Raw genomic sequence first — 25055 nt, forward strand, 5'->3', positions numbered from 1 at the left:
GGATGGTAACGCACGGCACTTGGTTCCCGCTCCGCGTTCACGAATCTGCGAAAGTGCCTCCGAGCTGCGGACTTAGGCCGTATCGCAGATCTCGAAGAGGTCACGAACCGCCCGGGGGACGGCCAGAAACGAAACCGCCCCCGGGAGGATCTCCCGGGGGCGGTTTCACGGAAAAGCCGTCAGTTCGCGGCCACAGCCTTGACCTCGAGGCGGAGGTCCACCTTGACGTTCGGGTGCAGGCGCGCGTTGACCGAGTGCTTGCCGACCGTCTTGATGTGGTCGCGCAGGTCGAGGACGCGCTTGTCGAGCAGCGGGCCGCCCTGGGCCTTGATCGCGTCGACGATCTCGCCGGCGGTGATCGAGCCGAAGAGCTTCTTCGAGCCAGCCGCGGCCTTGCCGGTCAGCTGGATCGCGCCGAGGCCCTCGAGGGTCGCCTTGATTTCCTTGGCGTGGTCGAGGTCGCGGATGCGGCGGGATTCCTGTGCGCGCTGGATCGTGCGCACGTTCTTCTCCGCGCCCTTGCTGGCCACGATCGCGTAACCGCGCGGCAGCAGGTAGTTGCGGGCGTAGCCGTCCTTGACCTCGACGATGTCGCCGGGGCCGCCGAGGTTCGCCACGTCCGTGGTGAGAATGATCTTCGCCATGACTAGTGCTCCCCTCAGCGCGCGGTGGACGTGTAGGGCAGCAGAGCCATCTCGCGCGAGTTCTTCACCGCGATGGCGATGTCGCGCTGGTGCTGGCTGCAGTTGCCGGTGACGCGACGGGCACGGATCTTGCCGCGGTCGGAAATGTACTTCCGCAGCAGGTTGGTGTCCTTGTAGTCGATCGTTTCCGGGCGGCCCTTCTTCTCGGCCTTGCAGAACACGCAGACCTTCTTCTTGGGCTTGCGAATGGGTGGCTTGGCCACTGTTGTACTCCTGGAATTCTAGAAAGAGATGAGATCAGAACGGGGGTTCGTCGGAGAAGCCTCCGCCGCCACCGCCCGCGGGCGGGGCCGAGCCCCACGGGTCGTCGGCGGGCGCGCTGTTGCCGCCGCCGCCGCGATTGCCGCCGCCTCCGTTGAAGCCGCCGCCTCCGCCGCCGAAGTCACCGCCGCCGCCGCCACCGCGGCTGACCTTGTTGACCTTCGCCGTCGCGTAGCGCAGCGAAGGGCCGATCTCGTCGACCTCGAGCTCTACGACGGTGCGCTTCTCGCCTTCCTTGGTCTCGAAAGACCGCTGCTTCAGCCGCCCCTGCACCACCACGCGGGCGCCCCGCGTGAGCGACTCGGCGACGTTCTCCGCCGCCTGCCGCCAGATGTTGCAGCGCAGGAACAGCGCCTCGCCGTCCTTCCACTCGCCGCTCTGGCGGTCGAGGGTGCGCGGGGTGGACGCGACGGTGAAGTTCGCGACCGCCGCACCGGACGGGGTGAAGCGCAGCTCCGGGTCGGACGTCAGGTTCCCGACCACGGTGATGACGGTGTCTCCAGCCACGGATGGCGTCCCTTCGGATCGGGCTCGGATCAGGCCTTGGCGGGCGCGGGCTTGGCCGCGGCCTTGACCTCGCGGCGCATGACCTTGGTGCGCAGCACGGTTTCCTGCAGCGACAGCTGGCGGTCCAGTTCCTTGACGGCCTCGGCCGTCGAGTTCAGGTCCAGCAGCGCGTAGATGCCCTCGGCGTTCTTCTTGATCTCGTACGCCAAGCGACGGCGGCCCCACACGTCGACCTTCTCGACGCTTCCGCCCGAAGTGCGGATCACGTTGAGGAAGTTGTCCAGCGTGGGCGCGACCGTGCGCTCGTCGAGCGTCGGGTCCAGGATGACCATTACCTCGTAATGGCGTGACATAACCACTCACCTCCTATGGGCTCGCGGTCACGGCGGATCCGTGACAGGAGGGTTTGTCCAGGTAAGCGTACCCGGCGGGTCCGACAGTCCGGTGCGGCGGGTCAGCTGACGCGGCGCAGCACCCAGGTGCGGACGAGCCCGGCGGTGACGCCGGCCAGCACGATCACCGCGAGCAGCATCGGCAGCTGGACGTCCGAGGCGCCGCCCTGGCTCGCCAGCGCCTCGGCGTTGCCCGCGTTGCGGATGTCCGGGCCCTGCTGGCCCTGCGGGTCCTGCCCGGCCGACGGCTGCTGCGGCAGCGCGCCCGAACCGGGCAGCGAGCCGTACCGCGCGCCGGGCGCGATCGCGGTGCCCAGCACACCGGGGTTGCCCGGGGTCGCGGTCGGGATGTTGCCGTAGTCGCGCGGCGGGGCGATCCCGGTCGAACCCGGCTGGTAGTCGCCGAGCGGGTTGCCGCCGCCGTTCTGCGCGGGCGCGGTGCCGTTCGACTGGGTGCCGCCGTGCGACGGCGAGCTCGAGGACGACGGCGCCTGGTAGTTGTTCGCCACCGTGGTGAGCCCGCACGCGGACGCGACGCCGCTGCGGATCCCGTTCAGCACCTTGGTCTTGGTGTCCGGCAGCACGCCGAGACCCCACTCGTCCTTCAGCGCGTTCGAGACGACCTGGCCGATGGCGTCGCCGCTGATCGTGCCGCCCGCGGAGTTCGGGATCGCGCCGACCTGCAGGTTGCCCTTGTTCGCGATGGCGTTCGCCAGCGAATCCGGCCACACGGTGAGCAGCCGCCAGAAGTTGACCTGGTCCTTGGCCGACTGGCGGACGATCTCCTTGACCGCCGAACCGGGCACGACGACCGCATCGCCCATGCCGCCGGTGACCGAGCCCTTGCACTGGTTCGCGAGCGTGGTCGCCGCGGACGCGGTGCCGGTGCCCAGGAACGCGCCGCCGGTGAAGAGGGCGGCGAGGGCGGTGACGGTGAGTGCTCGACGGGTTCGCTTCCAGGTGGGGATTTTCCGCACGAGCACTATCCTCCGGGGTCCGCGGGCATGGTTCGTCGCATCAGGAACAACGAATGGACTCCGGTAAAGATACTGGCGCTGTGACAACAGTGCGGCGAAGCCGCTCGACTGAGGGTGGTGGTGGGGCGGGGCGGGCTAACCTGCAGCGGCCATTCGGCGGAGCACCCAGGTGCGGACCAGGCCGGCGCTGACTCCGGAGAGTGCCAAAACTGCCACCAGAACTGGCCAGTCCAACCCGTTCGTGTGGTTGCCGCCGGTGCCGGGCAATGCCTGCGCGTTACCCGCGTTCTGGATGGTGCGGTCGCCGCCGTTCGAGCCGTCCGGGTTGGAAATGCCGTATTGCGGCGCGTAACCCGGGATTTGGCTGCCGTAGCGCAGCGACGGCGACGGGCTGAACAATCCGGCCATCGCCATCGGGATGCCGCTGTAATCGCGCATCGGCGCGTATCCGGTGTTGTAGCCGTACGACAAATCGCTGAAGTTCGGCAGGAACGCCGAGAACGGCGCGGCACCGCCGCCCGCTCCGCCGTAATCGCCGAGCACCGGGCTGGTCGAGCCCGGCATCTGGGACTGCTGGCCCGGCGACCCGCCCTGCTGCGGGCTGCCGCTGTTTCCGCCGGACGACGGCGGTTGCTGCGGGTTCGGGCCCGGGTTCTGCTTGCCCGGCTGGCCGCCCGTGAAGCCCTGGCCGACGGCGGCGACGCCCTGCTGCACCGCGGCGGTGCCGCCCGCTACCGCGCCGTTGACCGCGCTCGCGGCGGGCGCGCCGATCACCGGGACCGGCGAGACGACGGTGTTGACCACGTTCACCGTGACCTTGCAGACCGTGCCGAGGACCGTGTTGATGGTGCCGGTGAGCACGCCCGAGACCTGGCCGACGATGCCGAGGTCGATCGGGATGCCGAGCAGCGGAGTGGTCGCCTGGACGTGGTCGCCCGGCTTCGCGGTGATGGTGGAGCCACATGGTGCGGTCAGAGTGTCCGCCGACGCGGTTCCTGGTGCGGCGAGCGCGGCCGAGCCGGCCAGGACGAAAGCGGCGGCGCCCACCGCGGTGGCCCTCCGTGCCCGGTGCTGCTGCATGGCCGTCGACCCTTTCGCCGCGTCCGTTGTACCTGCCTTGCTGTGGACAACGACGGTAACGAAGACGAGTAACGCCCGCCTCCCCTCCGAGGTCAGGCATTCGGGTGGAAGCGGGCGCTACTCAGGGTAAGAGTCAGGCGGGCTTGCGCCGCAGCCACGCGCGCACCAGCGCGGCGGCCACCAGCGCGAGCGCGAGCACCGCGATCAGCAGCGGCAACCGGGCGGGCGGATTGGCCGCGGGCAGCGCCTCGGCGGTGCCGGACTTCTTCGCGTCGACGGTCGGCACCTGGTCCTGCGGCAGCTGGCCGGGCACGACCTGGGTGACGATCGGGGCCTGCACGAAACTCGCCGGGAGCATCGCGGCTCCGGTGAAGATGCCGGACACCGAGTCGAGGCCGGACAGGTCGCCGCTGACCGACGTCACCGGGCCGAGCGTGTCGCCGCCGGGGACGGGCTGGCCAGGGCCGCCTGGGCCGGGAGCCGGGGACGGCGGGTTCGGCGTGGGGTTCGGCGGCTTGGGGCTCGGCGGCGGGCTGGGAAGCGGGGTTCCCGGAAGTCCGCCGACCAGTCCCTGGGTCGCGTTGCCGACGCCGTTCCCCGCGGCCTGCACGAACGGGCAGGTGTCCTTCGCGGCCGTCTCGCCAACGACGGGGGCCTCGCCGACACCCAGCGCGCGAACGGTGTCGCCGACCGGGAGGTTGAGCAACGTGTTGTTGCCGTCGGTCTGCTTCGCCTTCGAATCGAGGCCGACGGTCAGCCGGTTCGGCGCGTTGAGCGGGGCGCCCGCGTCGAGCGCGAGGCCGGTGCCGTCCTTGCCGTTCTGCAGGGTGGATTCGCAGTCGCCGGTCACTGTCGGGCTCGGGTCCGCGGACGCGGCGGAGGGAAAGGCCAGGACCGCCGACAGCAGCGGTGCCGCGAGCGCGACTCCCAGCGAAATCGACCGTCCAGCGCGTTTCCGCATGTCTTTCCTCCCCCGACTGGATCACGGAACGCGCTCACGGTACTCCACGAGCGTCACCAACTCGGGCCGAAGGGGGAGATTCGCCCGGTAGTAGCGTCAGGGCATGCAGATTGGCGCCCATGTCCGCGACGACGATCCGCTGGCCGCCGTCGCCGAGCGAGAAGCCGACGTCGTCCAGTTCTTCCTCTCCGACCCGCAGGGGTGGAAGGCACCGAAACCGCATCCGCACGGCGAGGAGATCAAGGCCTCCCCGGCCGAGGTGTTCATCCACGCGCCGTACCTGATCAACGTCGCGTCCAAGAACAACCGGATCCGCATCCCGTCCCGCAAGAACGTCACCCAGCACGCCGACGGGGCCGCCGCGATCGGCGCGAAGGGCCTGATCGTGCACGGCGGGCACGTCGGCGCGGGCGACGACGTCGAGGAGGGCTTGGTCAACTGGCGCAAGCTTTTCGAGCGCGAGGCGGAAAAGGGCGGCTTCGCGGTGCCGATCCTGATCGAGAACACCGCGGGCGGCGACAACGCGATGACCCGCGAACTCGACGTCATCGCCCGGCTGTGGGACAAGGTCGGCGAGTTCGGCGCGGGCTTCTGCCTCGACACCTGCCACGCCTACGCGGCCGGCTGGGATCTCGCGACCGCGGTGGAGAAGGTCAAGGCCATCACCGGCCGGATCGACCTGGTGCACTGCAACAACTCCCGCGACGAGCACGGTTCCAACCGCGACCGGCACGCGTCGGTAGTCGACGGCGACGGCACGATCGAACCGGAGCTGCTCGCCGAGGTCGTGCGCCAGGCGGGTGCGCCGGTGGTCGTCGAAACACCGGGCGAAGGCCAGGCCGCCGACATCGCGTACCTGCGCAAACAGCTCGCCTGAGCGGCCGTGAAGGACTCCTTGAGGGAATCAGGTTCCCGGAAGGAGTCCTTCACGGACTTCAGGAGACGGGTTGCTCGGCGCGGGAGCGGCGGAAGGACGCGAAGGTGACCTTGTCGCGGGCCCGTTCCAGCACGCCGCCCGCCGGGTCGTCGTCGCCGGAGAGCCGGACCAGGTCGGTGCGCGGCCGGTAGATCTCGCGGAGCACCAGCACGCACAGCCCGACGACGGCCAGGTCGCGGATGACCACGCCGCCGAGGAACCAGCCCGCCGGCAGTCCTTTGTGGTCGACGCCGAGGTAATAGAACATCCGGGGCGCCCACACCGCCGCGTCGATGACCATCCACGCCAGCAGCGGCCGCCAGCGCGGGATCGCCAGCACCGCCAGCGGGACGAGCCACAGCGAGTACTGCGGGCTCCACACCTTGTTCGTCAGCAGGAACGCCGCCACGACAAGGAAAGCCAGCTGCCCGAACCGCGGCCGGCGCGGCGCGGTGAGCGCGACGTACGCGATTCCCGCGCAACAAGCCAGGAACAGCACCGCGACCACGATGTTCAGCACGGTCGGCGACTGTCCTTTTTGGAGCACGCCGTCGAAGCCCGCCCAGCCGGTGGCGTAGGAGACCACGTTGTAGAGCGAATCCGGGTCCATCGGGCGCAACGTGTTGAGCCGGAAGAACTCCCACCAGCCGCGCGGCGCGGCCACGATGAACGGGACGTTCACCACCAGCCAGGCCAGCACGGTGAACGCCGCGGTCCGGCTCCACGCGCGCAGTTTCCCGGCGCGCAGGCACAACAGGAACAGCACGCCGAGCGGCAGCAGCGGATACAGCTTGGTGGCGACGCCGAGTCCGAACAGGACTCCGGCGACCTCCGGGCGTTTTCGCGACCACGCCAGGATCCCGGCAGCGGTGGCCGCGGTGGCGAGCGCGTCGAAGTTCGTGAAGGTATGGACCAGTACCAGCGGCGAGATCGCGACGAGCACCGCGTCCCACGGCCTGCGTTTCGTCGTCCGCCCGGTGGCCCACACGGTGACCAGCCAGGCGAGCGCGAGCCAGAACGCGGAGATGTTGAAGTAGATCGCCACCGGCAGCGCGCCGGGCAGCCAGCCCGCGTTCGCGACCGAGGTCCAGCCCGCCGCGAGTTTCGCGTTGATCCACTGGAACAGGCCGGTGACCACCGGGTATTCCATGTACCGGGTCTGGTTCTCCGCGGTCTGCGAATCCTCCTGCCACGACGTGACGTAGGGGAAGGTGCGCGCGTCGTCGAGCTTTTCCGAGCTGTAGAGCGGGACGATGTCGGAGTAGCACATCGCGACGAACGGACGGCCGGAGCGCCAGTCGAGCTGGTGCACGCCGTTGGAGTCGCTGTACTGCTGAATGCACGAGGCTTTGCCGAACCAGCACACGACCAGCGCGAGCACGGCCATCGCGAGCCCGACGCGCTGCGGCGACCAGAACCACTGCCTGCCGACCGCCGCGTGCTCGCCGAGCGGACCGCCGACGGGTCTCGTCGCCGCGGCCACCAGCGGGTCGTGCCGGCTGGGGGCGATCCGCTCCGCCGGGGTCAGCGTGCGGGGAGCCGAATCCGGCTCTTCGGCGGCGGCGGGCTGGGAGACGCGGGACACGTCGGGATGCTATCGGTCCGCGGGTGGGGTGCCGGTCATTTCGGATCCTCGTAAAACCCGGCAAGCACCTCGAAAGCGGCGCCGAGGGCTACTGCCTCCTCGTCGAGGTCGCTCAATTCGACGTCGATGCGCTGCCAGTACGGCACCGGCAGCAGATCGCGCAGCTGTTGCGAGACCGTTTCGCGGTAGACCTCGGGCGCGCCGCGGACCGTCCGTCCGAACAGGACGATCCGTTCCAAATCGAGCACCTGCACCAGGTCGGCGAGCCCGATGCCAAGCAGCCGGGCGGCGTCGTGCGGGGTGCCGGCGGCGCGGTGCATGACCTCGACGCAGCCGCGACGTCCGCAGGCGCAGCGAGGTCCGGCGTAGGCGATGGTGGTGTGGCCGAACTCACCCGCGTTGGTGCGCGGGCCCCGGTAGACGCGTCCGTCGATTAGCAGGCCCACCCCGATTCCGGTGCCGACCAGGACCACCGCGGTCGCGGCCGAGGTTTCCTCCGGCCAAGCATGGGCGAAGGCGGCGGAGTTGGTGTTTTTGTCCAGCGTGACCTGCAGACCGGTGCGTTCGGCGAGCAGATCGCGCAGCGGAACGTCGTGCCAGCCGGGCATGTTCGTGGCGTCGCGGACGCGGCCCGCGTGGTGGTCGAGCGGTCCCACCGCGCCGACGCCGAGCCCGAGCACGCGCGCCGGATCGACGTCGGTGACCAGTTTGCGCACGGCGTCGGCGATCGCGGTCACCGCGGCTTCGGGGCCAAAGCCGATTGGCAGCGGGCCCTCCACGATCTCCTCGACCTCGCCAGTCAGGCCGGTGCGCAGCACGAGAAAGCCGTCGCGGTCGAGTTGTGCGCCGAGTGCGCAGCGGGCTTCCGCGCGCAGCCGCAGCATCGTGCGCGGTTTGCCGACCCCGGCCGCGGGGGCGCGTTCGACGTCCAGCAGCCCTTCCGGAAGCAGGTCGGACACGATTTTCGACACCGCCTGCTGGGTCAGCCCGGACCGCTGTGCCAGTTCGACCCGGCTCAGCCCGCCCGCGCGCAGGATGTGCCCGAGCAGCAGCGCGCGGTTGTGGCGTCGCAGCCCGCGCAGGTTGACGCCGGTTTCCGCCATCGGCCGATCATCGCGGACGGGTGGCCTATTACGCAACAGTGTTGTTTAATAGGGGCCATGGCTGATGACGCGCGGGTCGGCATCCTCGGATACGGGATCGGCGGCCGGGTTTTCCACGCGCCGCTGGTCGCGGCGACCCCCGGCCTGGTCCCGGCCGTGCTGGTGACCGCGAACCCGGACCGGGCCGCCCAGGCGCGCGCCGACCACCCGGGCGCCGAAGTGGTCCCGGACGCGGACGAACTTTTCGCCCGCGCGGGTGATCTCGACCTGGTCGTGGTGACCACGCCGAACCGCACGCACGTGCCGCTCGCCCTCCGCGCGATCGAGGCTGGCCTTCCGGTGGTCGTGGACAAGCCGTTCGCGCCGACCGCGGCGGAAGCACAGCAGGTCGTCGACGCGGCGAAAGCCAAGAACGTCGGCCTCACGGTCTTCCAGAACCGTCGCTGGGACTCGGATTTCCGGACCGTCGGCAAGGTGCTCGAATCCGGTCGCCTCGGCACCGTCTTCCGCTTCGAATCCCGCTACGACCGCTGGGTGCCGAAGATCAAGGACAACTGGCGCGAGTTCGGCGACCCGGCCGAGGCGGGCGGTCTGCTGTACGACCTCGGCGCGCACATCGTCGACCAGGCGCTGCAGTTGTTCGGGCCGGTCGCTCAGGTGTACGCGGAGGTGGATCGCCGCCGCCCCGGCGTCCAGGTGGACGACGACGTGTTCGTGGCTCTGCATCACACGAACGGCGTGCGGTCGCACCTGTGGTCGTCCGCGCTCGCCGGCACTCGCAACCCGCGTTTCCGCGTGCTCGGCGATCAGGCGACGTTCACGAAATACGGCCTCGACGTCCAGGAACCGCAGATCAAAGCCGGTCTCCGCCCCGGCGACGACGGCTGGGGCGTGGAGCCGGAAAGCGACGCCGGCCTGCTCGGAGTGAACGACGAAACCGAAGCGGTGCCGACCGAAACCGGTTGCTACGAAGCGTTTTACGCCCAGGTCCGGGACGCGCTGCGCGGCGAGGCGGACTTCCCGGTGGACCCGGCGAGCGCGGTCGAGACTTTGCGCGTGATCGAAGCCGCGCACCGCTCGGGCGCCGAAGGACGCGTGATCACACTCGGCGGCTGAGGCCGCCCTCCGAACGGCCGTGGCCGCGACGGCCTCCCCCCACCGTCGCGGCCACGGCCTTTTCCTTACTCCTGCGGCGGATCCTCGCCCGTCGACGGACCGCCGCTAGGCGGGTTGTGCGTCGACGACGGCTTGCCCGACGGCCAGTGCGGGAGCCCGCTCGGCCAATGCGGCTGGCTGGGCCCGCCGGAGATCGGCCCGCCGTGGTCGTTGCCGTCGCCGCCCGGGTCCGGCTGGTTGCTGTCGGTCTGCTGCGGCGGATGCTCGTCGCCCGCGTTCTCGTCCCCCTGCGGCGGCGGGGCCTGCGCGCCGATCAGCTGCACCTGGTCGAACTTCTCCGCCGGCTTGCCCTTCAGGTATCCGTCGAGGAACTTCTGCCACATCGGACCCGCGATCGTCGAACCGTAGATCGGCGACGTGCCCGAACCGTGCAGTGCCTGGTCGCCGTCCGCACCGACCCACGCCGCGACCGAGACCGACGGGGTGTAGCCGACCATCCAGGTCTGCGCGTTCGCGTTCGCCGCCCACGCCGGTTCGCCCGCTCGCTTCGTGTGCTGCTGGGTACCGGTCTTGCCCGCGCATTCGTGGCCGGACGGGCACTTCAGGTGCGAGAAGTCGATCACCGGACCCAGTGCCATGGTCACGTTGCCCGCGATCTGCTTGGCCTTGTCCGCGCTGCTGTCGAACGCCGGCTTGCCCGCACTCGGCTGCGCCTCATAGGCGACCTCCTTCTGGGAGTTGGTCACCTTCAACACGAAGTGCCGGTCGCGCTGGATGCCGTTGGCCGCGAACGTCGCGTACGCGCTGGCCATGTCCGCGGGCGTGATCTGGGTGTTCCCGCCGCCGAGCGCGATGTTGGCGTCCGCGGTGGAGATCAGCGACTGGCCGCCGTTGTCCTTGGTCTTCACGCCCGCTTCCTGCGCGGCCTGCCCGACCGGGCCCGGATGCGTCTCGTTCAGCACCATGTCGTAGAACACCGTGTTCGCCGACCGTTTCATCGCCTCGGCGACCGTGCACTGCCCGGAGCAACTGGAGCTGGGACCCGCGTTGCGCACGACGCGGCCGTCGAAGACCCGGTTGTTGCTGCCGTCGAACGTCGAGTTGATGCCCTTGCCCATCTTCAGGAACGCGGTGAGGTCGAACGCCTTCATCGACGAACCGGGGTTCTGCGGCGTGTTCGCCCAGTCGCGAGCGCCCTGCTTCTTCCCGTTCACCTCGATGGTCGCCGGCCCGCCGTAGTACGCGAGCACCCCGCCGGTCTTCGGATCGACCGCCACCAGCGAATCGAGCAGCCGGTCGTCGGACTGGTCCTTCAGCGCGTCGGTCGCCGTCTGGGTCGCGACCTCCTGGGCGTGCTTGTCGATGGTGGTCTGGACCGTGTAGCCGCCCGAGTAGTACTTGTCGTCGTCGATGCCGTGCTGCGCCAGTTCGGCCTTCACCTGGGTGACGACGAATTTGTAGGGCGCGTTCGCGTCGTCCTTCGACTCCTCCAGCGGGATCACGTCCGGGAACTTCGCCGACTGCCGCTGCTGCGCGGTGATGTACTTGTTCTCGAGCATCCGGTCGAGCGCGGTGTTCCAGCGGCCTTGGGCCACCTTCGGGTTCTCCGAACGGCCCGGCTGCTGGATCAGCCCGGCGAGCAGCGCCGCCTCGGAGTAGTCCAGCTTGGAAACGTCCTTGTGGAAGAAGGCCTGCGACGCCGCGCCGATGCCGTACGCCCCGCGCCCGAAGTAAATGATGTTCAGGTACGCGGTGATGATGTCCTGTTTCTCGTACGTCTGGTTCATCTTGAAGGACTTCGCCAGCTCGGTCCATTTACGGGTGAGCGTCGGGGCGTCGTTGTCGGTGGCCTTCTTGATGTACTGCTGCGAGATCGTGGACCCGCCGCCCGCCTTGCCGGTGAGCTGGTTGAACGCCGCGCGGAGCAGACCGGTGACGTCGAAGCCGGAGTTGGTCTCGAACGTGGAGTCCTCGGTCGCGATCACCGCGTGCTTCACCACGTCCGGGATCTGCGCCGGGGTGAGGATCTGCCGGTTGCCGCCGGGAGGCACGTCCTTGCCCATCGGGCTGCCGTCGGCGTAGAGGTAGGTCACGGCCTGGTTCTGGCCCTGCGCGATGCTCTGCGGCGAGGGCACGTCGACCATGAAGTAGGTGATCACGAACGCGATCGCCGGGATCACGATGAAGATGCCGACGAACGCGTACGCACAGCGCCGGATGATCTTCCAGCGTCTCTTTTTGCGCTGCGCGGGCGTGCGGCCCTTCTTGTCCAAGTCTTCCGCCGGATATCCGTCGTCCGGGTCGAGCGGACCCTCGTCGCGGTACTCCGCGTCCCGGTAACCGTCGTTGCGGTAGCCCGGATCGCGGTAATCGTCCTCGATCATCCGGTGGGTCATCAGCTCCGGCTCGCGCTGCGGCGGCGGAACCGGGCGGCGTCCGGGAGGCGGCGGACGGCGGCCGGGCGGCGGCGGTGAACCCGCCGGGCCGGTCGGGCCGGCGGCGGGACGCTGCGGGCCGCGCGCCCACGGCGGCGGTCCGGGCTGGGACGGAGGTGGTTGACGCCGCGGGTCGGGATCCCGGTCGGGCCAGGAGCGGCTGCGGTCGTCGTTCACTGCGGATCCTCTTCTCGGACACGGGCAGCCTGCGGACGCAGAAGGCCCTCTGATGACCAGACGCGGCAACCCCGGTCGAGGTTCACTCTCCTGGCCGATCCCCTTCGCGGGGGAGGAGACCGTCGGTGAACCTACCGCACCCCCAGCCGGGCGGTACCGGCAAAAAGAGGCTCCTCTCCGCGGTGGAGAGGAGCCTCTTTTACTAATCCGACCAAAAGTAGGCCGACCCCGCAGCGGCACGTAACCGTTGCAGCGAAGTCATTCGGCCGTGGCTGTGGTCGGATTAGTAACGATCGGCACAGTCGGGGTTCGGGCGCGGGTCAGCCGGTGCGCCGCGGCGGTTCGCCGTTCACCACGGGACCGCCCCCGCTGCCGGGGTTGCCGCCTTCGGTGCCGCCGCCGAAGATGCCGCCCGGTTTGGTCGGGCTGGTCGTCGTCGAGGACGGCGGATGCGACGAGCTGGTCGGCGGTGCCGACGACGAGGACGTCGTGGACGGCGGCGGAGCCTGCTCGCTGGACGTCTCGCGCGGCGGCGGGGGCGCCTTGCTCGAGGTGACGACCTCGTCCGCGTCCTTGCCGATCGGCTGCACCTTGTCGAACTTCTCGCCCGGCTTGTCCTTCAGGTAGTTCGTGAGGAAGTCCTGCCAGGCCGGCCCCGCGACCGTCTTGCCGTAGATCGGTTTGCCGTTCTTGTCGTGCAGCGGCTTGTTGCCGTCGCCGCCGACCCAGACCGCGGCCGACACCGACGGCGTGTACCCGACCATCCAGGTCTGGGCGTTGCGGTCCCTGTACGAACTCGGGTCGCTGTCCTTTGGGTCGTACTGCTGGGTACCGGTCTTGCCCGCGCACTCGTGGCCGCTCGGGCACTTGAGGTGCGATTCGGCGATGACCGGGATGAGCGCGTCGGTCACGTTGCCCGCGATCTGCTTGCTCTTGTCCGCGCTGTCGTCGAACGCGGGCTTTCCCTGCCCGTTGGTGTCGTCGAAGATGACCTCGTCCTGGGAGTTGGTGAGCTTCGCGACGAAGTGCTGGTCACGGCGCAGGCCGCCGGAGGCGAACGACGAATAGCCGGCGGCCATGTCCTCCGGGGTGACCGAGGTGGCGCCACCGCCGAGGGCGATGTTGGCGTCGCTCGTGCCGAGCTTGGCCTTGCCCTTCGGGGCGGGAATCACGCCCGCCTCCTTCGCGGCTTCCGCGACCCTGGCCGGTTTCGTCCAGTTCAGCACCATGTCGTAGAACACGGTGTTCGCCGAGACCTCCATGGCCTTCTTGACCGTGCACTGCGGACCGCAGCTGGCGCTCTCGCCCGCGTTGCGGACCACGCGCCCGCCGAGTTCGCGGTTGTTGGTGCCGTCGAAGGTTTCGCCGAGCCCCTTGCCCATTTTGAGCCAGGCGGTGAGGTCGTAGGCCTTCATCGACGAGCCGGGGTTCTGCGGGGTGTTCGCCCAGTCGGTGGCGAGCACGTCCTTGCCCGCGTCGTTCTTCACCGTGGTCGGCCCGCCGTAATAGGCGAGCACGCCCCCGGTTCTCGGGTCGACGGCGACCAGCGCTCCCCGGAGGTTCTCGTCGGTCTGGCCCTCCATGTTGTCCTGGACTGCCTGCACCGCGGTCTTCTGTGCGTTCGGGTCGATCGTGGTGTAGATCTTCGCGCCGGTGGAGTACAGCTTGTCCTCGTCGTAGCCCTTGTCTTTCAGCTCGTCGAGGATGCGCTGCTGGATGAAGTAGTCCAGCGTGCCCGCGTTCTCCTTTTTCTGCGAATCGCGCGGGATCATCGTGGGAAGCTGCGCGGCCTTGCGGTCGGCGGGCGAGAGCCAGTGGTTGGCCACCATCTGGTCCATCACGTAGCTCCACCGCTTCTGGACGTACGCGGTGTCGCGGTCGCGGCTCGGGCCCTGGATCATCCCGGCGAGCAGCGCCGCCTCGGAAGCGTTGAGCTGGCTGACGTCCTTGCCGAAGTACGCCTTCGACGCGGCGGCGATGCCGTTCGAGCCGCGGCCGAAGAAGACGATGTTCAGGTAGCCGGTGATGATGTCCGATTTGGACGTCTCGTTGTTGAGCTTGAACGACTTCGCCAGCTCGGTCCACTTACGCGTCAGCGTCGGGGCGTCGTTCTTGGTCGCCTGCTTGATGTACTGCTGCGAAATGGTCGAACCGCCGCCGGTGCCGCCGGTCGCCTGGTTGAAGACCGACCGCAGGATCGCCATCACGTTGAAGCCCGAGTTGGTCTCGAAGGTCGCGTCCTCCGCCGCGTACACGGCGTGCTTGACGACCTCGGGCACCTGGTTGGGCTGCAGCAGCTCGCGGTCGCCGCCCTCCGGGACTACCCGGCCCATCACCGATTTGTCGGCGTAATAAAAGGTGATCGGCTGGCTCTGCTTCGCGAGCACTTCCTGCGGCGAGGGCACGTCGACGGTGAAATAGGTGATCACGAACGCGATCGCGGGCACCACGACGAACAGGCCGAACATCGCGTACAGCACGCGCCGGACGATCTTCCACCGGCGTTTGCGGCGCTGCATCGGCGAGAGCGGGATCTTGGACTTCTTGCCGTCCTCCTCGCCTTCCGGGTCGTCCTCGAAGTCCGCGTCGTCCGAGTACTGCGCGAGGCGGGTTTCCTCGTCGTACGGGTCGTAGTGGTCGTCGTCGTACCGGTCGTCGTAGGGGGCGTAGCCGTTGTGCGCGGCGTGCGTGATCAGGTCCGGTTCGCGCTCCGCTTCCGGATAGGACGGCGGAGGCGGCGGGGGGACCCGGCGGCCTTGGGGCGGCCGTCCGCCGGGCGGCGGCTGCCGGAAGCCCTGGGTGGCGTTCCCGTTGGGACCGCCGTTCGGGCCGCCGTTGGGACCGGGGCGTCCGGCAGGCGGCTGGCGACGCGGAGGCGGCGCGCCCTGTCCGTCGAGGATCTGCGACGCACGGGTGCCCGAACCGCGGTCCTGCGGGCCGGGGCCCTGGGGCGGACGGCCTTGCGGCGCGCGGTTCTGCGGCGGGCGCTGCGGACGGCGCGGTTCGTCGGCGGGCCACTGCGGACCGCCTTCGTCGCCGCTCGGCCATTCGGGACCGGCTTCGGCTCGCGGGGCGCGCGGCGGACGCGGGCCGCCCGCGGGAGGACGGCGGGGCGGTGCGGGGCGCCGGGGCGCGTCGTCGGCTGGCCAGGCGGGACCGGGGTCCTCCTGCGGTCGCCGGGCACGGCGAGGTGCATCTGGCTCCTGGCTCGGCCAGGAGCGGTTGCGGTCGTCGTTCACGAATGGGCCTCCGAAGGCAGCACTGTCTGCACTGGCGCCGCCCCGCGTTCTGCAGCGGTTGTGGTACTCGTCACTGCCCGGCAGTCCTTCGCGGCCGGGTCGGCTGGGGCTCTCCCGTGCCGAGGACATAGGACAGGACCAGATGGTTCCAATGGCACGTCCGGCACACCTCTACGTCATAGACGGTGAACTCCCCGAAAATCCCCGACATCCGGGCGAGTTCGGCGGGGGTGCGTGCCGATCCCGAGACGTGCTTCAGCTCGTCGCCGTACACCCAGGAGACGAGGTGCAGCGGAGCCCGGCGGCACATCGGACAGGCCCGGTCCTCGGGTCTGCCGTGGAATTTCGCCGCGCGGAGCAGGTATGGGCTCGCGTCGCAGACCTCGTGGTCTCCGACGCGCCCGGAGCGGACGCCGGCCAGCAGCGCACGGCGCTGCAAGGCGTAATCCACAACCTGCCGCTGGTTTCGCACGAGGACAGAGTACGGGCTCTTGCTGTGTCCGCGGTGCCCCCTGCTTTCCCGCACCCTGGGCGACCGTTCGGACACGCCGAAAGTTAGATAACGCTCTGATCACGGATCGGCGGGCGGATGCTGGTCGCGGGTTACTTCCGCCACTTCGATGTATCGGCGCGATATAATCGGCGAGTAGGTTGGCTGAGCCGGTCCCGGTGATCAACGAGGCTGGCCGCGGCGTATTCCCGGAATGGGGTGTGGTGTGCTCGAACTCGCGATCCTCGGATTGCTGCACGAGGCGCCCATGCACGGGTACGTGCTGCGCAAACGTTTGCACGAGACGCTCGGGATGTTCCGGACGTTCTCGTACGGCTCGCTGTATCCGACCTTGCGCCGGCTGCTGCGGGCCGGTTACCTCGTCGAGGAGTTCGACGAGGCGGACGACCGGGCGTGGTCCCGGCGCGGCCGCCGCGTCTACAAGCTCACCGCCGAGGGCAAGGAACGCTTCGCCGAACTGCTCGGCGACGCGGGACCGCAGACGTGGGACGACGAGGGATTCGGCGTCCACCTGGCGTTCTTCTCGCGGACACCGGCCGACGTCAGGATGCGAATCCTGGAGGGCCGCCGCCGCCGCGTCGAGGAGCGGCGCGAAGGCTTGCGGGACGCGCTGGCCAGGGCCGAGGAGAAGATCGACCGCTACACCCGCGAGCTGCACCGGCTGGGGCTGGAGTCGAGCGAGCGGGAGGTGCGCTGGCTCAACGAGCTGATCGCGCACGAACAAGCCGAGCAGCGCGGCCCGGAGCAGCCGGGACCGAGTTGAGCGGCGGGCCGCAACGGGGCGGCAGACCTGCAGATGCAAGTGAATGAGATTGAAGGAGAAACCGGCATGGGCGAGAACCGCCGCGTTCGGGTGGCCATCGTGGGCGTCGGCAACTGCGCCTCGTCGCTGGTCCAGGGTGTGCAGTACTACCGCGACGCGGATCCCGGTGCGCGCGTCCCCGGTTTGATGCACGTCCAGTTCGGCGACTACCACGTGCGCGACATCGAGTTCGTCGCCGCGTTCGACGTCGACGCGAAGAAGGTCGGCCGGGACCTCTCGGAGGCGATCTCCGCCAGCGAGAACAACACGATCAAGATCGCCGACGTGCCGCCGCTCGGCGTCACCGTCCAGCGCGGGCACACCTTCGACGGCCTCGGCCGCTTCTACCGCGAGACCATCGAGGAGTCCGACGAGGCTCCGGTCGACATGGTCGCCGCGCTGCGCGACGCGCGGGTCGACGTGCTCGTCTCCTATCTTCCCGTCGGGTCCGAAGAGGCCGACAAGTTCTATGCGCAGGCCGCGATCGACGCGAACGTCGCGTTCGTCAACGCGCTGCCGGTGTTCATCGCCTCCGACCCGGAGTGGGCGAAGAAGTTCGAGGACGCGGGCGTCCCGATCGTCGGCGACGACATCAAGTCCCAGGTCGGCGCCACCATCACGCACCGCGTGCTGGCGAAGCTGTTCGAGGACCGCGGCGTGCAGCTCGACCGCACGATGCAGCTCAATGTGGGCGGGAACATGGACTTCCTGAACATGAAGGAGCTCGAGCGGCTCGAGTCGAAGAAGATCTCGAAGACCCAGTCGGTCACGTCGCAGGTGGACCGCGAGCTCGGCAAGGGCAATGTCCACATCGGACCGTCGGACTACGTGCAGTGGCTCGACGACCGCAAGTGGGCCTACGTCCGCCTCGAGGGCCGCGCGTTCGGCGACGTGCCGCTGAACCTGGAGTACAAGCTCGAGGTGTGGGACTCCCCCAACTCGGCGGGCATCATCATCGACGCGGTGCGCGCGGCGAAGATCGCCAAGGACCGCGGCATCGGCGGCCCGATCCTGTCCGCCTCGTCCTACTTCATGAAGTCGCCGCCGGAGCAGTACGACGACTCGACCGCCCGCGACGCGGTCGACGCCTTCATCCGCGGCGACGTGGAGCGCTGATCCCAGCCTGACCGTCCGTGAAGGACTCCTTGCGGGAATGCCTGCAGGGAGTCCTTCTCGGCGTTTAGGGCAGGTCGGCGGTGACCAGTTCGGTTTTGGTCATGGCGTCGCCGAGCGGGTCGGGCAGGTGCTTGCCGTAACTGGCGGCGAGATCGCCCGCGCGGTCGACGGTCGTCTGCCAGCCTTGCCGGGCGAGCCATTCGACCGGGTTGCGGCGCGGTTCGGTCGAAAGCACGTCGTTCACGTCGAGGCCCAGCCGCGCTCCCGCGTCCGACGACCGGATGGTGTCGAGGATGTCGGTGCTGCCGAGGTCGGGGATGTGCTCGATGCCGATCCGGCTGCCCGGCGCGCTGCGGGCGTGCACGAGGTCGAACAGCAGCTCCTCCGCCCGCGGGGGCAGGTACGGCAGCAATCCCTCGGCGATCCACACTGCCGGGCGGCCGCGGTCGAATCCGGCGTTTTCCAAGGCGGCGGGCCAGTCCTCGCGCAGGTCGGCTCCGATCGCGTGGCGGCGGCAGCGCGGGGCCGCGCCGAGTCCGTCCAGGACGTCCTGTTTGAACGCGAGCACTCGCGGCTGGTCGACCTCGAAGACGTCGCGGCCGGACAGGTCCAGCCGGTAGGCGCGGGCGTCGAGCCCGGCCGCGAGGATCACGACCTGCGGCGCCTCCGTCCCGGTGACCACCTCGTCGAAGAACCGGGACCGCACCGCGAGATACGCGGCCATCGCCGTCCAGAGCGCGTCGTCGACCGGTTCGACCGGCATCGGCCGCGGCGGGTTCGCGGCGCGGACGAACTCCGCCGCATACGGGTCTTCGATCAGCGGATCCGGGGACACCGTCGCGATCGCCCGGCCCGCCGCGACCCCGAGCGCGGTCAGTCCGACGCTGCTGACGATGTCCCAATCCTGGTCCGGTGCAGCCATTTCCACCCCTTGCGCCGATCTTGTTGGCAGGCGTTCAGGATGGCACTGCGCGACCGGGCGGATACCGGCTGCGACCGATTTGGGGTTATTTGCCGCTGTGGGCTGCGTCACTCGCGGAGAGCGGCGGGCAGCGCGGCCAGATTCGGCAGCACCGTGGCGTCCCGCAGCGCATCCGGGTCCGGCGGGAAATGCGGGTTCGGCACCGCGAACACCTTCATGTCCGCCGCGAACGCCGCGCGCAGGCCGTTGGTCGAGTCCTCGACCGCGGCGCAGCGGGACGCTTCGACGTTCAGCAGCATCGCCGCGCGCAGATAGACGTCCGGCGCCGGCTTGCCCGCGGCCACTTCCTCGCTCGACACCGCGACCGGGACCAGCGACGTCAGGTCGCACGCGGTCAGGAACGAGTGGATCAGCACCGGCGGCGACGAACTGGCGATCGCGACCGGCCAGTGCCGGGAGATTTCGCGGACGACCTGGTCCGCGCCGTCGATCACCGGCGGCCGGTCCGCGTAGCGGGCGGCCATCTCGTCGATCACGGTGCGCGCGATCTCGTCCGGGGTGAGCTGCGCGCCCAGGGTTTCCACCAGGTAGTTCGCCCATTCCGGCGTGCTCATCCCCTGCTGGGCGCGGGTCGCCTCGGGCCGCCAGGTCCCGCCGTGCTCGGCGACGACCGCGCGGCGCACCTCGTCCCACGTCGTCTCGGAGTCCACCAGCACGCCGTCGAGGTCGAAGATCACCGCATCCACTGGTCCAGCCTAGGGGTCCTGGACTGGACCACCTTGTGAGCCGAATTACTTCGCCACCCTAACTAATTCTTGTTAGCCTAGCTAAGTGACTTCCTCGATGGGCGACCTGGCGCACCGGCTGCGGCCGGTGGTGTTCCGGCTGTACTACCTGGTGCGCCGCGAATCCGCGCAGCTGCTGACCCTGACCCAGGGATCGGTGCTGTCGGAGCTGGTCGGCCGGGGACCGAGCCGGATGAGCAGGCTCTCGAGCCTCGAGCGCGTGCGGATGCCGTCGATGACCGACGTCGTGCGCAGGCTCGAACGGCTCGGCATGGTGACCCGCCGTCCCGATCCCGACGACGGGCGCGCCGTGCTCGTGGAAGCCACCCCGGAAGGCGAGCGGTTCTACGCCGAGATGATCGCGGGCCGGGAGGCGGAGCTGCGGGCGCGGCTCGACCGGCTCGACCCGGACGAGCGCGCCGCCATCGACGCCGCGCTCCCCGCGCTCACCAAGCTGATCGCCGACTTCCACCGTGACGACCCCGCCGCGGAACTCGCTGTCATGTCTGAAGGAGGAACTGATCCGCGATGAGCGCTGAGCACCACTCGAGCCTGCTGGACGCGGTCAAGGGCCAGCCCAAACAGGTGTGGATCACCGCGTTCGCCGCGGTCATCGCGTTCATGGGCATCGGCCTCGTCGACCCGATCCTGCTGTCCATCGCCAAAGGGCTGAACGCTTCGCCGTCCCAGGTCACGCTGCTGTTCACGTCGTATCTCGGCGTGCAGGTGATCGCGATGCTCTTCACCGGCGCGATGTCCGCCCGGTTCGGGGCCAAGCGGACCGTGCTGGTCGGGCTGACCCTGATCGTCGCCGCGACCGCGCTGTGCGCCGCGGCGGGTTCGATCGAACAGCTCGTCGGCCTGCGTGCGGTGTGGGGGCTGGGCAACGCCTTCTTCATCGCCACCGCGCTGTCGGTGATCGTCGGCGCGGCGACCGGCGGCCAATCCGGCGCGATCCTGCTTTACGAGGCAGCGCTCGGCGTCGGGCTCGCGGTCGGCCCGCTGCTCGGGGCGTTGCTGGGCACGATCTCGTGGCGCGGTCCGTTCCTCGGCACCGCCGTGCTGATGATCGCCGCGCTGGTGCTGTGCTCGATCTTCCTGAAGAGCGACTCGCACGAGAAACGCGAACCGATCAAGCTGCTCGACCCGATCCGCGCGCTCAAGCACCCCGGTCTGCTGCGGACGTCGATCGCCTCGGCGCTCTACACCGCCGCCTTCTTCGCGGTGCTCGCCTGGTCCCCGTTCGTGCTCGGCTGGAACGCCATCGCGGTCGGCCTGATCTTCTGCGGCTGGGGCCTGTGCGTGGCGATCGCCGGCGTGGTGCTCGCGCCGAAGATGGCCGCCCGCTTCGGCGAACGGCACGCGGCCGCGCTGGCGGTGACCGGGTACACGGTGCTGATGCTGGTGCTCGCCATCCCGAGCAAGCCGGTGGTGGTCGTCGGGATCATCGTGTCCGGGCTGGTTTCCGGGCTGCTGAACACGCTCTTCACCGGGACCGCGATGTCGATCAGCGACGCGCCGCGGCCGGTCGCGAGCGCCGGGTACAACTTCTGCCGCTGGTTCGGCGGCGCGATCGCGGCGACGCTCGTCGGGCACGTCGCCGAGTGGATGGGCTGGGAGCAGGGTCCGTTCCTGGTCGCCGCCGTGCTCTGCGTGATCGCCGCCGTGCTGCTTTCGCAGCGCGAGAAGAAGGCCGACCCGCACACCGTGCCGAAGGAGGCCGCGCTCGTCGGCGACGAGGAGTTCTGAGCCGTTTCGCGACACTCGGCGATCGCCCCCGGACTGTCTGTTCGGGGGCGATCGCCGTCTTTGCGCGAATACATCCGCCGTTAACCTTTTGGTCTGATTCAGGGGGTTTTCGCCGCATACGGTCGCCGGGTTCCCACCGAGAAGCGACCCTGGAGGCCCCGTGTCCCTGGAGCCCGGACGACTGCTGCCCTTGTTCACCGCGCATTCCGGCGGCCGGTCACCGATCACCTGCGAGTACCGCTGCGGCAACGCGTGCGCGCACGAGGCCCCGAACCCGACCGGCAACGAATACTTCGGCGACATCGCCAAGGGCGTCTCGCGGCGCGGCGTGTTCAAGGCCGGCGCGGTGATGGCCGCGGCCGCGGGCGGGTTCGCCGCGCTGTCCGGCACCGCCGCCGCGGCCACGCCGACCCAGGCCCCTGTGCCGTTGGCGAAAGGCCGCACCGTGCCCGGCACCGACTTCACGCCGGTGCCGCCGAACAAACTCGACGCCGTCAGCATCCCCGACGGGTACGCCCAGCACGTGGTGATCCGCTGGGGCGACCCGGTGGTCCCCGGCGCGCCGAAGTTCGATTTCCGCAAGCAGACCGCGGCCGCGCAGGCCAAGCAGTTCGGCTACAACAACGACTTCGTCGGCCTGATCCCGCAGGACCCGCTCGGCCTGCGCAATCTGCTGGTGGTCAACCACGAGTACACCACCGAGGTGCACCTCTTCCCGGCCGATCAGTACGACCCGGCCAACCCCACCGAGGAGCAGGTGAAGATCGCCTGGGCGGCGCACGGACTGTCGGTGCTGCAGACCCTGCGCGACCCGATCGGCGGCGCGCTGCGCACCGTTCCGAGCCCGCTGAACCGGCGGATCACGCTCGACACGATTTTCGAGGTGCGCGGTCCGGCGGCGGGTTCGAAGTACCTCAAGACGTCGGCCGACCCGTCCGGCAAGCGCGTGCGCGGCACGCAGAACAACTGCTCCGGCGGCGTCACGCCGTGGGGCACCGTGTTGTCCGGCGAGGAGAACTTCCACCAGTACTTCGCGCACGCGGACAAGGTGTCCGACCCGACGGAGGCCGCGCGGCTCAAGCGGTACGCGATCGGCACCGGTGAGAGCACGCGCAAGTGGGAGCGCTTCGACCAGCGCTGGGACGTTTCGCGCGAGCCCAACGAGCCCAACCGGTTCGGCTGGGTCGTGGAAATCGACCCGAACGACCCGCATTCCACGCCGGTCAAGCACACCGCGCTCGGCCGGTTCAAGCACGAGGCGGCGAACGTCAAGATCACTGCGGACGGCCGGGTCGCGGTGTACTCCGGCGACGACGAGCGGTTCGAGTACATCTACAAATTCGTGTCGAAGGGCAAGTACAAGAAGGGGCATTCCGCGCTCGCCCGGCGGCACAACTCGGCGCTGCTGGACGACGGAACCCTGTACGTCGCGAAGTTCTCCGGCAACAGCCCGGGCGAGATCGACGGTTCCGGCAAGCTGCCCGCCGACGGCGAGTTCGACGGGACCGGCGAGTGGATTCCCCTCGCCAGCGGCGACAAGTCCTTTGTGGACGGATTCACCGCGGAGGAGGTCTACGTGTTCACCCGCCAGGCCGCCGACCGCGCCGGGGCGACCAAAATGGACCGTCCGGAGGACATCGAGCCGAACCCGGTCAACGGCCGGATCTACGCCGCGCTCACCAACAACTCCGACCGCGGCGCGGCGGGCAAGGCGGCTCCGGACGAGGCGAATCCGCGCACCCGCAACAAAAACGGGCACGTCCTGGAATGGGACGAGGACCGCGGCGACTCGGCCGCGACCCGGTTCTCCTGGCGGCTGCTGCTCGTCTGCGGCGACCCGGCCACGGCCGACACCTACTTCGGCGGTTTCCCGAAGGACCAGGTCAGCCCGATCTCGTGCCCGGACAACGTGGCCTTCGACCCGCACGGCAACCTGTGGATCTCGACCGACGGCAACACCCTCGGCGCGAACGACGGCCTCTTCTCGGTCCCGGTGACTGGACCGGAGCGCGGGCACGTGAAGCAGTTCCTGTCCGTGCCGGTCGGCGCCGAGACGTGCGGTCCGGTCGTCACCGAGAACCTGGTGCTCGTTGCGGTGCAGCACCCCGGCGAGGACGCGCCGAGTTCGGCGAACCCGACCTCGCACTGGCCGGACGGCGGAAGCTCCCAGCCGCGGCCGGCGATCGTGTCGGTCTGGAAGAAGGGTGCCTTCGGATTGCCGGGTCGGATCGGGCACCGGTAACACTTTGGGGTGTTTCTTACCGCCGATCGGGCTTGCTGGGTCTAGCTTCACCGCGTGAGGCGGGCAAGGAAAGTCGCGATCGGACGCACGGCGGGCGCGGCGGCGGGCACTGCGATGCTGGTCGGCGCGCTCGCCGTCGTCACTCCCGGGTCTGCTCCCGCCGAGGGGGCTCCGGAGTGCGGCGGCATCGCGGCCAACCCGAGCGTGGAGGACGCCGGTTCGCCCGGCGGAGCGCCGAGCGGGTACCTGTTCAGCCCCGCCGCGCCGGTTCCGCGCAGCACCCCGCCGGACCGGGTGCCGAAGCTCGTCACCAGCACCGCGCACGCGGTCGACGGGCACGTCAACGCCCAGATCCAGACGCCGGACGGCCGGGTCAGCTCGGCTGCCCAGCAGGTGAAAGCGGTGCCTGGCGGGCAATACTCGCTGTCGGTGTGGGCGGGGACGGCGCAATCCGGCCTCGGTTCGCGCGCGAGCGCGACCACCGGGCTGCGCTTCGCGGACCGTACTGGGCGCGTACTGGCGGAGAAACCGCTCGCGGTCACGCACGACGTCGCGTCCGACGGCAGGCTCGCGCAACAGCAACTGCCGCCGTTCACCGCGCCGGAGGACACCGCGGCGGTCTCGTTTTTCGCCAACACCAACCACAACTGGGTGCTGTGGGACTGCGTGCACGTGGCCCTCGCCGCGTTCGCGGTGAAGATGGAGGTGCGGAATCCGGCGGACGGAACGTGGGGCCCGTCGGCTGCCATCCCGGCCGGCGACGCCGCGCACTTCCGCATTTCCGTCTCCAACACCGGGTCTCAGCCGCTCACCGGATTGCTCGTGAAGGACCCGTGGTGCTCCGGTCTCCCCGGCGCGTTCGACCTCGCCGCCAACGCGTCGCGGGAACTCACCTGTGACCACCCGAACCTCACCGAGGACGACAACGGGCACGTCAACACCGCGAAGGTCACCGGCACCGGCCCGGGCGGCCCGCTCGCCGAGCAGAAGGCCACCGCGACGGTCACCGTCACGCCGCAGCCCGCGGTCGGCAAGATCGGCGACCGCGCGTGGAAAGACCTGAACCGCAACGGCACGCAGGACGACGACGAACCCGGCTTCCCGGAGCTGCCGGTCACGCTCAAGGACGGCGCGGGCGGCACCGTCGCCACCGCGCGCACGAACGCCGACGGCAGCTACCTGTTCGACCAGCGCAAGGACGGCACCTACCAGGTGTGCTTCGACATCTCGAAGCTGCCGGACGGGCTCACCGTCACCCAGCGCGGCGCGGGCGCACCGGGGCTGGACTCGGCCGTCGACCCGGCGACCGGCTGCACCTCGCCGTTCACCCTCGGCGGCAAGGAGCGCGAGCGGATGGACCTGGACATCGGCCTCGCCCCGCCGGCGCCGACCGTCCCGCCCGCGCCGAGCGGGCCGCCGATGCCGACCGCCTCCGCCTCGGCCGACCGCTGACGGCGACCGCGCGGCGTCGCTTC

Annotated in this window: 22 protein-coding genes; 8 read left to right on the forward strand and 14 right to left on the reverse strand. The window is 69.7% G+C overall.

Features of this window, described 5'->3' with window-relative positions:
* Window positions 1-179 precede the first annotated feature (179 nt).
* The 7 genes from rplI to DMP23_RS34405 form a co-directional block, all read right to left on the reverse strand.
* A complete protein-coding gene (gene rplI, locus DMP23_RS34375; protein ID WP_009085244.1) occupies window positions 180-644 on the reverse strand; it encodes a 50S ribosomal protein L9 in 465 nt (154 codons plus the stop codon).
* Window positions 645-658: 14 nt separating this feature from the next.
* The gene (gene rpsR / locus DMP23_RS34380) at window positions 659-907 is read right to left on the reverse strand and encodes a 30S ribosomal protein S18 (protein WP_009085242.1); all 249 of its coding nucleotides are present in this window, start codon (window positions 905-907) and stop codon (window positions 659-661) included.
* 34 nt (window positions 908-941) lie between these two features.
* Window positions 942-1472 carry a single-stranded DNA-binding protein gene (locus tag DMP23_RS34385; protein ID WP_037809077.1) on the reverse strand — a complete coding sequence of 177 codons (531 nt, stop codon included), beginning with the start codon at window positions 1470-1472 and terminating at the stop codon, window positions 942-944.
* Window positions 1473-1501: 29 nt separating this feature from the next.
* Window positions 1502-1825, reverse strand: coding sequence for a 30S ribosomal protein S6 (rpsF, locus tag DMP23_RS34390; protein ID WP_093572314.1), 324 nt, complete (start codon window positions 1823-1825; stop codon window positions 1502-1504).
* A gap of 101 nt (window positions 1826-1926) precedes the next feature.
* Entirely contained in the window at window positions 1927-2847 is a 921-nt protein-coding gene (locus DMP23_RS34395) for a hypothetical protein (RefSeq protein WP_337823554.1), read from the reverse strand.
* A gap of 129 nt (window positions 2848-2976) precedes the next feature.
* Window positions 2977-3888 (reverse strand): hypothetical protein, encoded by a 912-nt coding sequence (locus DMP23_RS34400; protein WP_337823555.1) that lies wholly within the window; start codon window positions 3886-3888, stop codon window positions 2977-2979.
* A 166-nt stretch (window positions 3889-4054) separates the two neighbouring features.
* Window positions 4055-4882 carry a hypothetical protein gene (locus DMP23_RS34405; protein WP_337823556.1) on the reverse strand — a complete coding sequence of 276 codons (828 nt, stop codon included), beginning with the start codon at window positions 4880-4882 and terminating at the stop codon, window positions 4055-4057.
* 103 nt (window positions 4883-4985) lie between these two features.
* Between DMP23_RS34405 and DMP23_RS34410 the strand changes: the two genes are divergently transcribed.
* Entirely contained in the window at window positions 4986-5759 is a 774-nt protein-coding gene (locus DMP23_RS34410; protein ID WP_337823557.1) for a deoxyribonuclease IV, read from the forward strand.
* A 58-nt stretch (window positions 5760-5817) separates the two neighbouring features.
* Here DMP23_RS34410 and DMP23_RS34415 read toward each other — a convergent pair whose 3' ends face one another.
* On the reverse strand, window positions 5818-7383 hold the full coding sequence (locus tag DMP23_RS34415) for a glycosyltransferase family 87 protein (protein ID WP_337823558.1): 1566 nt from the start codon (window positions 7381-7383) through the stop codon (window positions 5818-5820).
* 35 nt (window positions 7384-7418) lie between these two features.
* A complete protein-coding gene (locus DMP23_RS34420; protein ID WP_238603730.1) occupies window positions 7419-8486 on the reverse strand; it encodes an ROK family transcriptional regulator in 1068 nt (355 codons plus the stop codon).
* A 57-nt stretch (window positions 8487-8543) separates the two neighbouring features.
* Between DMP23_RS34420 and DMP23_RS34425 the strand changes: the two genes are divergently transcribed.
* On the forward strand, window positions 8544-9602 hold the full coding sequence (locus DMP23_RS34425) for a Gfo/Idh/MocA family oxidoreductase (RefSeq protein ID WP_238603731.1): 1059 nt from the start codon (window positions 8544-8546) through the stop codon (window positions 9600-9602).
* Window positions 9603-9667: 65 nt separating this feature from the next.
* Here the strand turns inward: DMP23_RS34425 and DMP23_RS34430 are convergent, their stop codons facing one another.
* From DMP23_RS34430 to DMP23_RS34440, 3 genes are all read right to left on the reverse strand, one after another.
* Entirely contained in the window at window positions 9668-11998 is a 2331-nt protein-coding gene (locus DMP23_RS34430; protein ID WP_240014466.1) for a transglycosylase domain-containing protein, read from the reverse strand.
* 536 nt (window positions 11999-12534) lie between these two features.
* Window positions 12535-15453: a transglycosylase domain-containing protein gene (locus DMP23_RS34435; protein WP_337823559.1), complete on the reverse strand. Its 2919-nt coding sequence runs from the start codon at window positions 15451-15453 to the stop codon at window positions 12535-12537.
* Between the two features lie 70 nt (window positions 15454-15523).
* Window positions 15524-15925, reverse strand: a complete 402-nt coding sequence (locus tag DMP23_RS34440) for a DUF5318 domain-containing protein (RefSeq protein ID WP_043831456.1) — start codon at window positions 15923-15925, stop codon at window positions 15524-15526.
* Window positions 15926-16169: 244 nt separating this feature from the next.
* Between DMP23_RS34440 and DMP23_RS34445 the strand changes: the two genes are divergently transcribed.
* Both DMP23_RS34445 and DMP23_RS34450 read left to right on the forward strand, forming a co-directional pair.
* Window positions 16170-16727, forward strand: coding sequence for a PadR family transcriptional regulator (locus DMP23_RS34445; RefSeq protein ID WP_037716279.1), 558 nt, complete (start codon window positions 16170-16172; stop codon window positions 16725-16727).
* Window positions 16728-16793: 66 nt separating this feature from the next.
* Window positions 16794-17882: an inositol-3-phosphate synthase gene (locus DMP23_RS34450; RefSeq protein ID WP_037809059.1), complete on the forward strand. Its 1089-nt coding sequence runs from the start codon at window positions 16794-16796 to the stop codon at window positions 17880-17882.
* 64 nt (window positions 17883-17946) lie between these two features.
* Here DMP23_RS34450 and DMP23_RS34455 read toward each other — a convergent pair whose 3' ends face one another.
* Entirely contained in the window at window positions 17947-18804 is an 858-nt protein-coding gene (locus DMP23_RS34455) for an SAM-dependent methyltransferase (RefSeq protein WP_337823560.1), read from the reverse strand.
* A 107-nt stretch (window positions 18805-18911) separates the two neighbouring features.
* Complete coding sequence (locus DMP23_RS34460) at window positions 18912-19550, reverse strand: HAD family hydrolase (RefSeq protein ID WP_337823561.1); 639 nt, start codon at window positions 19548-19550, stop codon at window positions 18912-18914.
* Window positions 19551-19635: 85 nt separating this feature from the next.
* Between DMP23_RS34460 and DMP23_RS34465 the strand changes: the two genes are divergently transcribed.
* The 4 genes from DMP23_RS34465 (at window position 19636) to DMP23_RS34480 (ending at window position 25032) form a co-directional block, all read left to right on the forward strand.
* Window positions 19636-20121 (forward strand): MarR family winged helix-turn-helix transcriptional regulator, encoded by a 486-nt coding sequence (locus tag DMP23_RS34465; protein ID WP_037809053.1) that lies wholly within the window; start codon window positions 19636-19638, stop codon window positions 20119-20121.
* Window positions 20118-21338, forward strand: a complete 1221-nt coding sequence (locus tag DMP23_RS34470) for an MFS transporter (RefSeq protein ID WP_037809052.1) — start codon at window positions 20118-20120, stop codon at window positions 21336-21338. The genes DMP23_RS34465 and DMP23_RS34470 overlap by 4 nt, the downstream gene beginning before the upstream one ends.
* 160 nt (window positions 21339-21498) lie before the next feature.
* Window positions 21499-23580: a PhoX family protein gene (locus tag DMP23_RS34475; protein WP_337823562.1), complete on the forward strand. Its 2082-nt coding sequence runs from the start codon at window positions 21499-21501 to the stop codon at window positions 23578-23580.
* 54 nt (window positions 23581-23634) lie between these two features.
* Entirely contained in the window at window positions 23635-25032 is a 1398-nt protein-coding gene (locus tag DMP23_RS34480; protein ID WP_337823563.1) for a DUF7850 domain-containing protein, read from the forward strand.
* The last annotated feature ends 23 nt before the right edge of the window (window positions 25033-25055 follow it).

The sequence above is a fragment of the Amycolatopsis sp. A1MSW2902 genome, from assembly GCF_017312175.1.
Lineage (GTDB): Bacteria > Actinomycetota > Actinomycetes > Mycobacteriales > Pseudonocardiaceae > Amycolatopsis > Amycolatopsis nivea.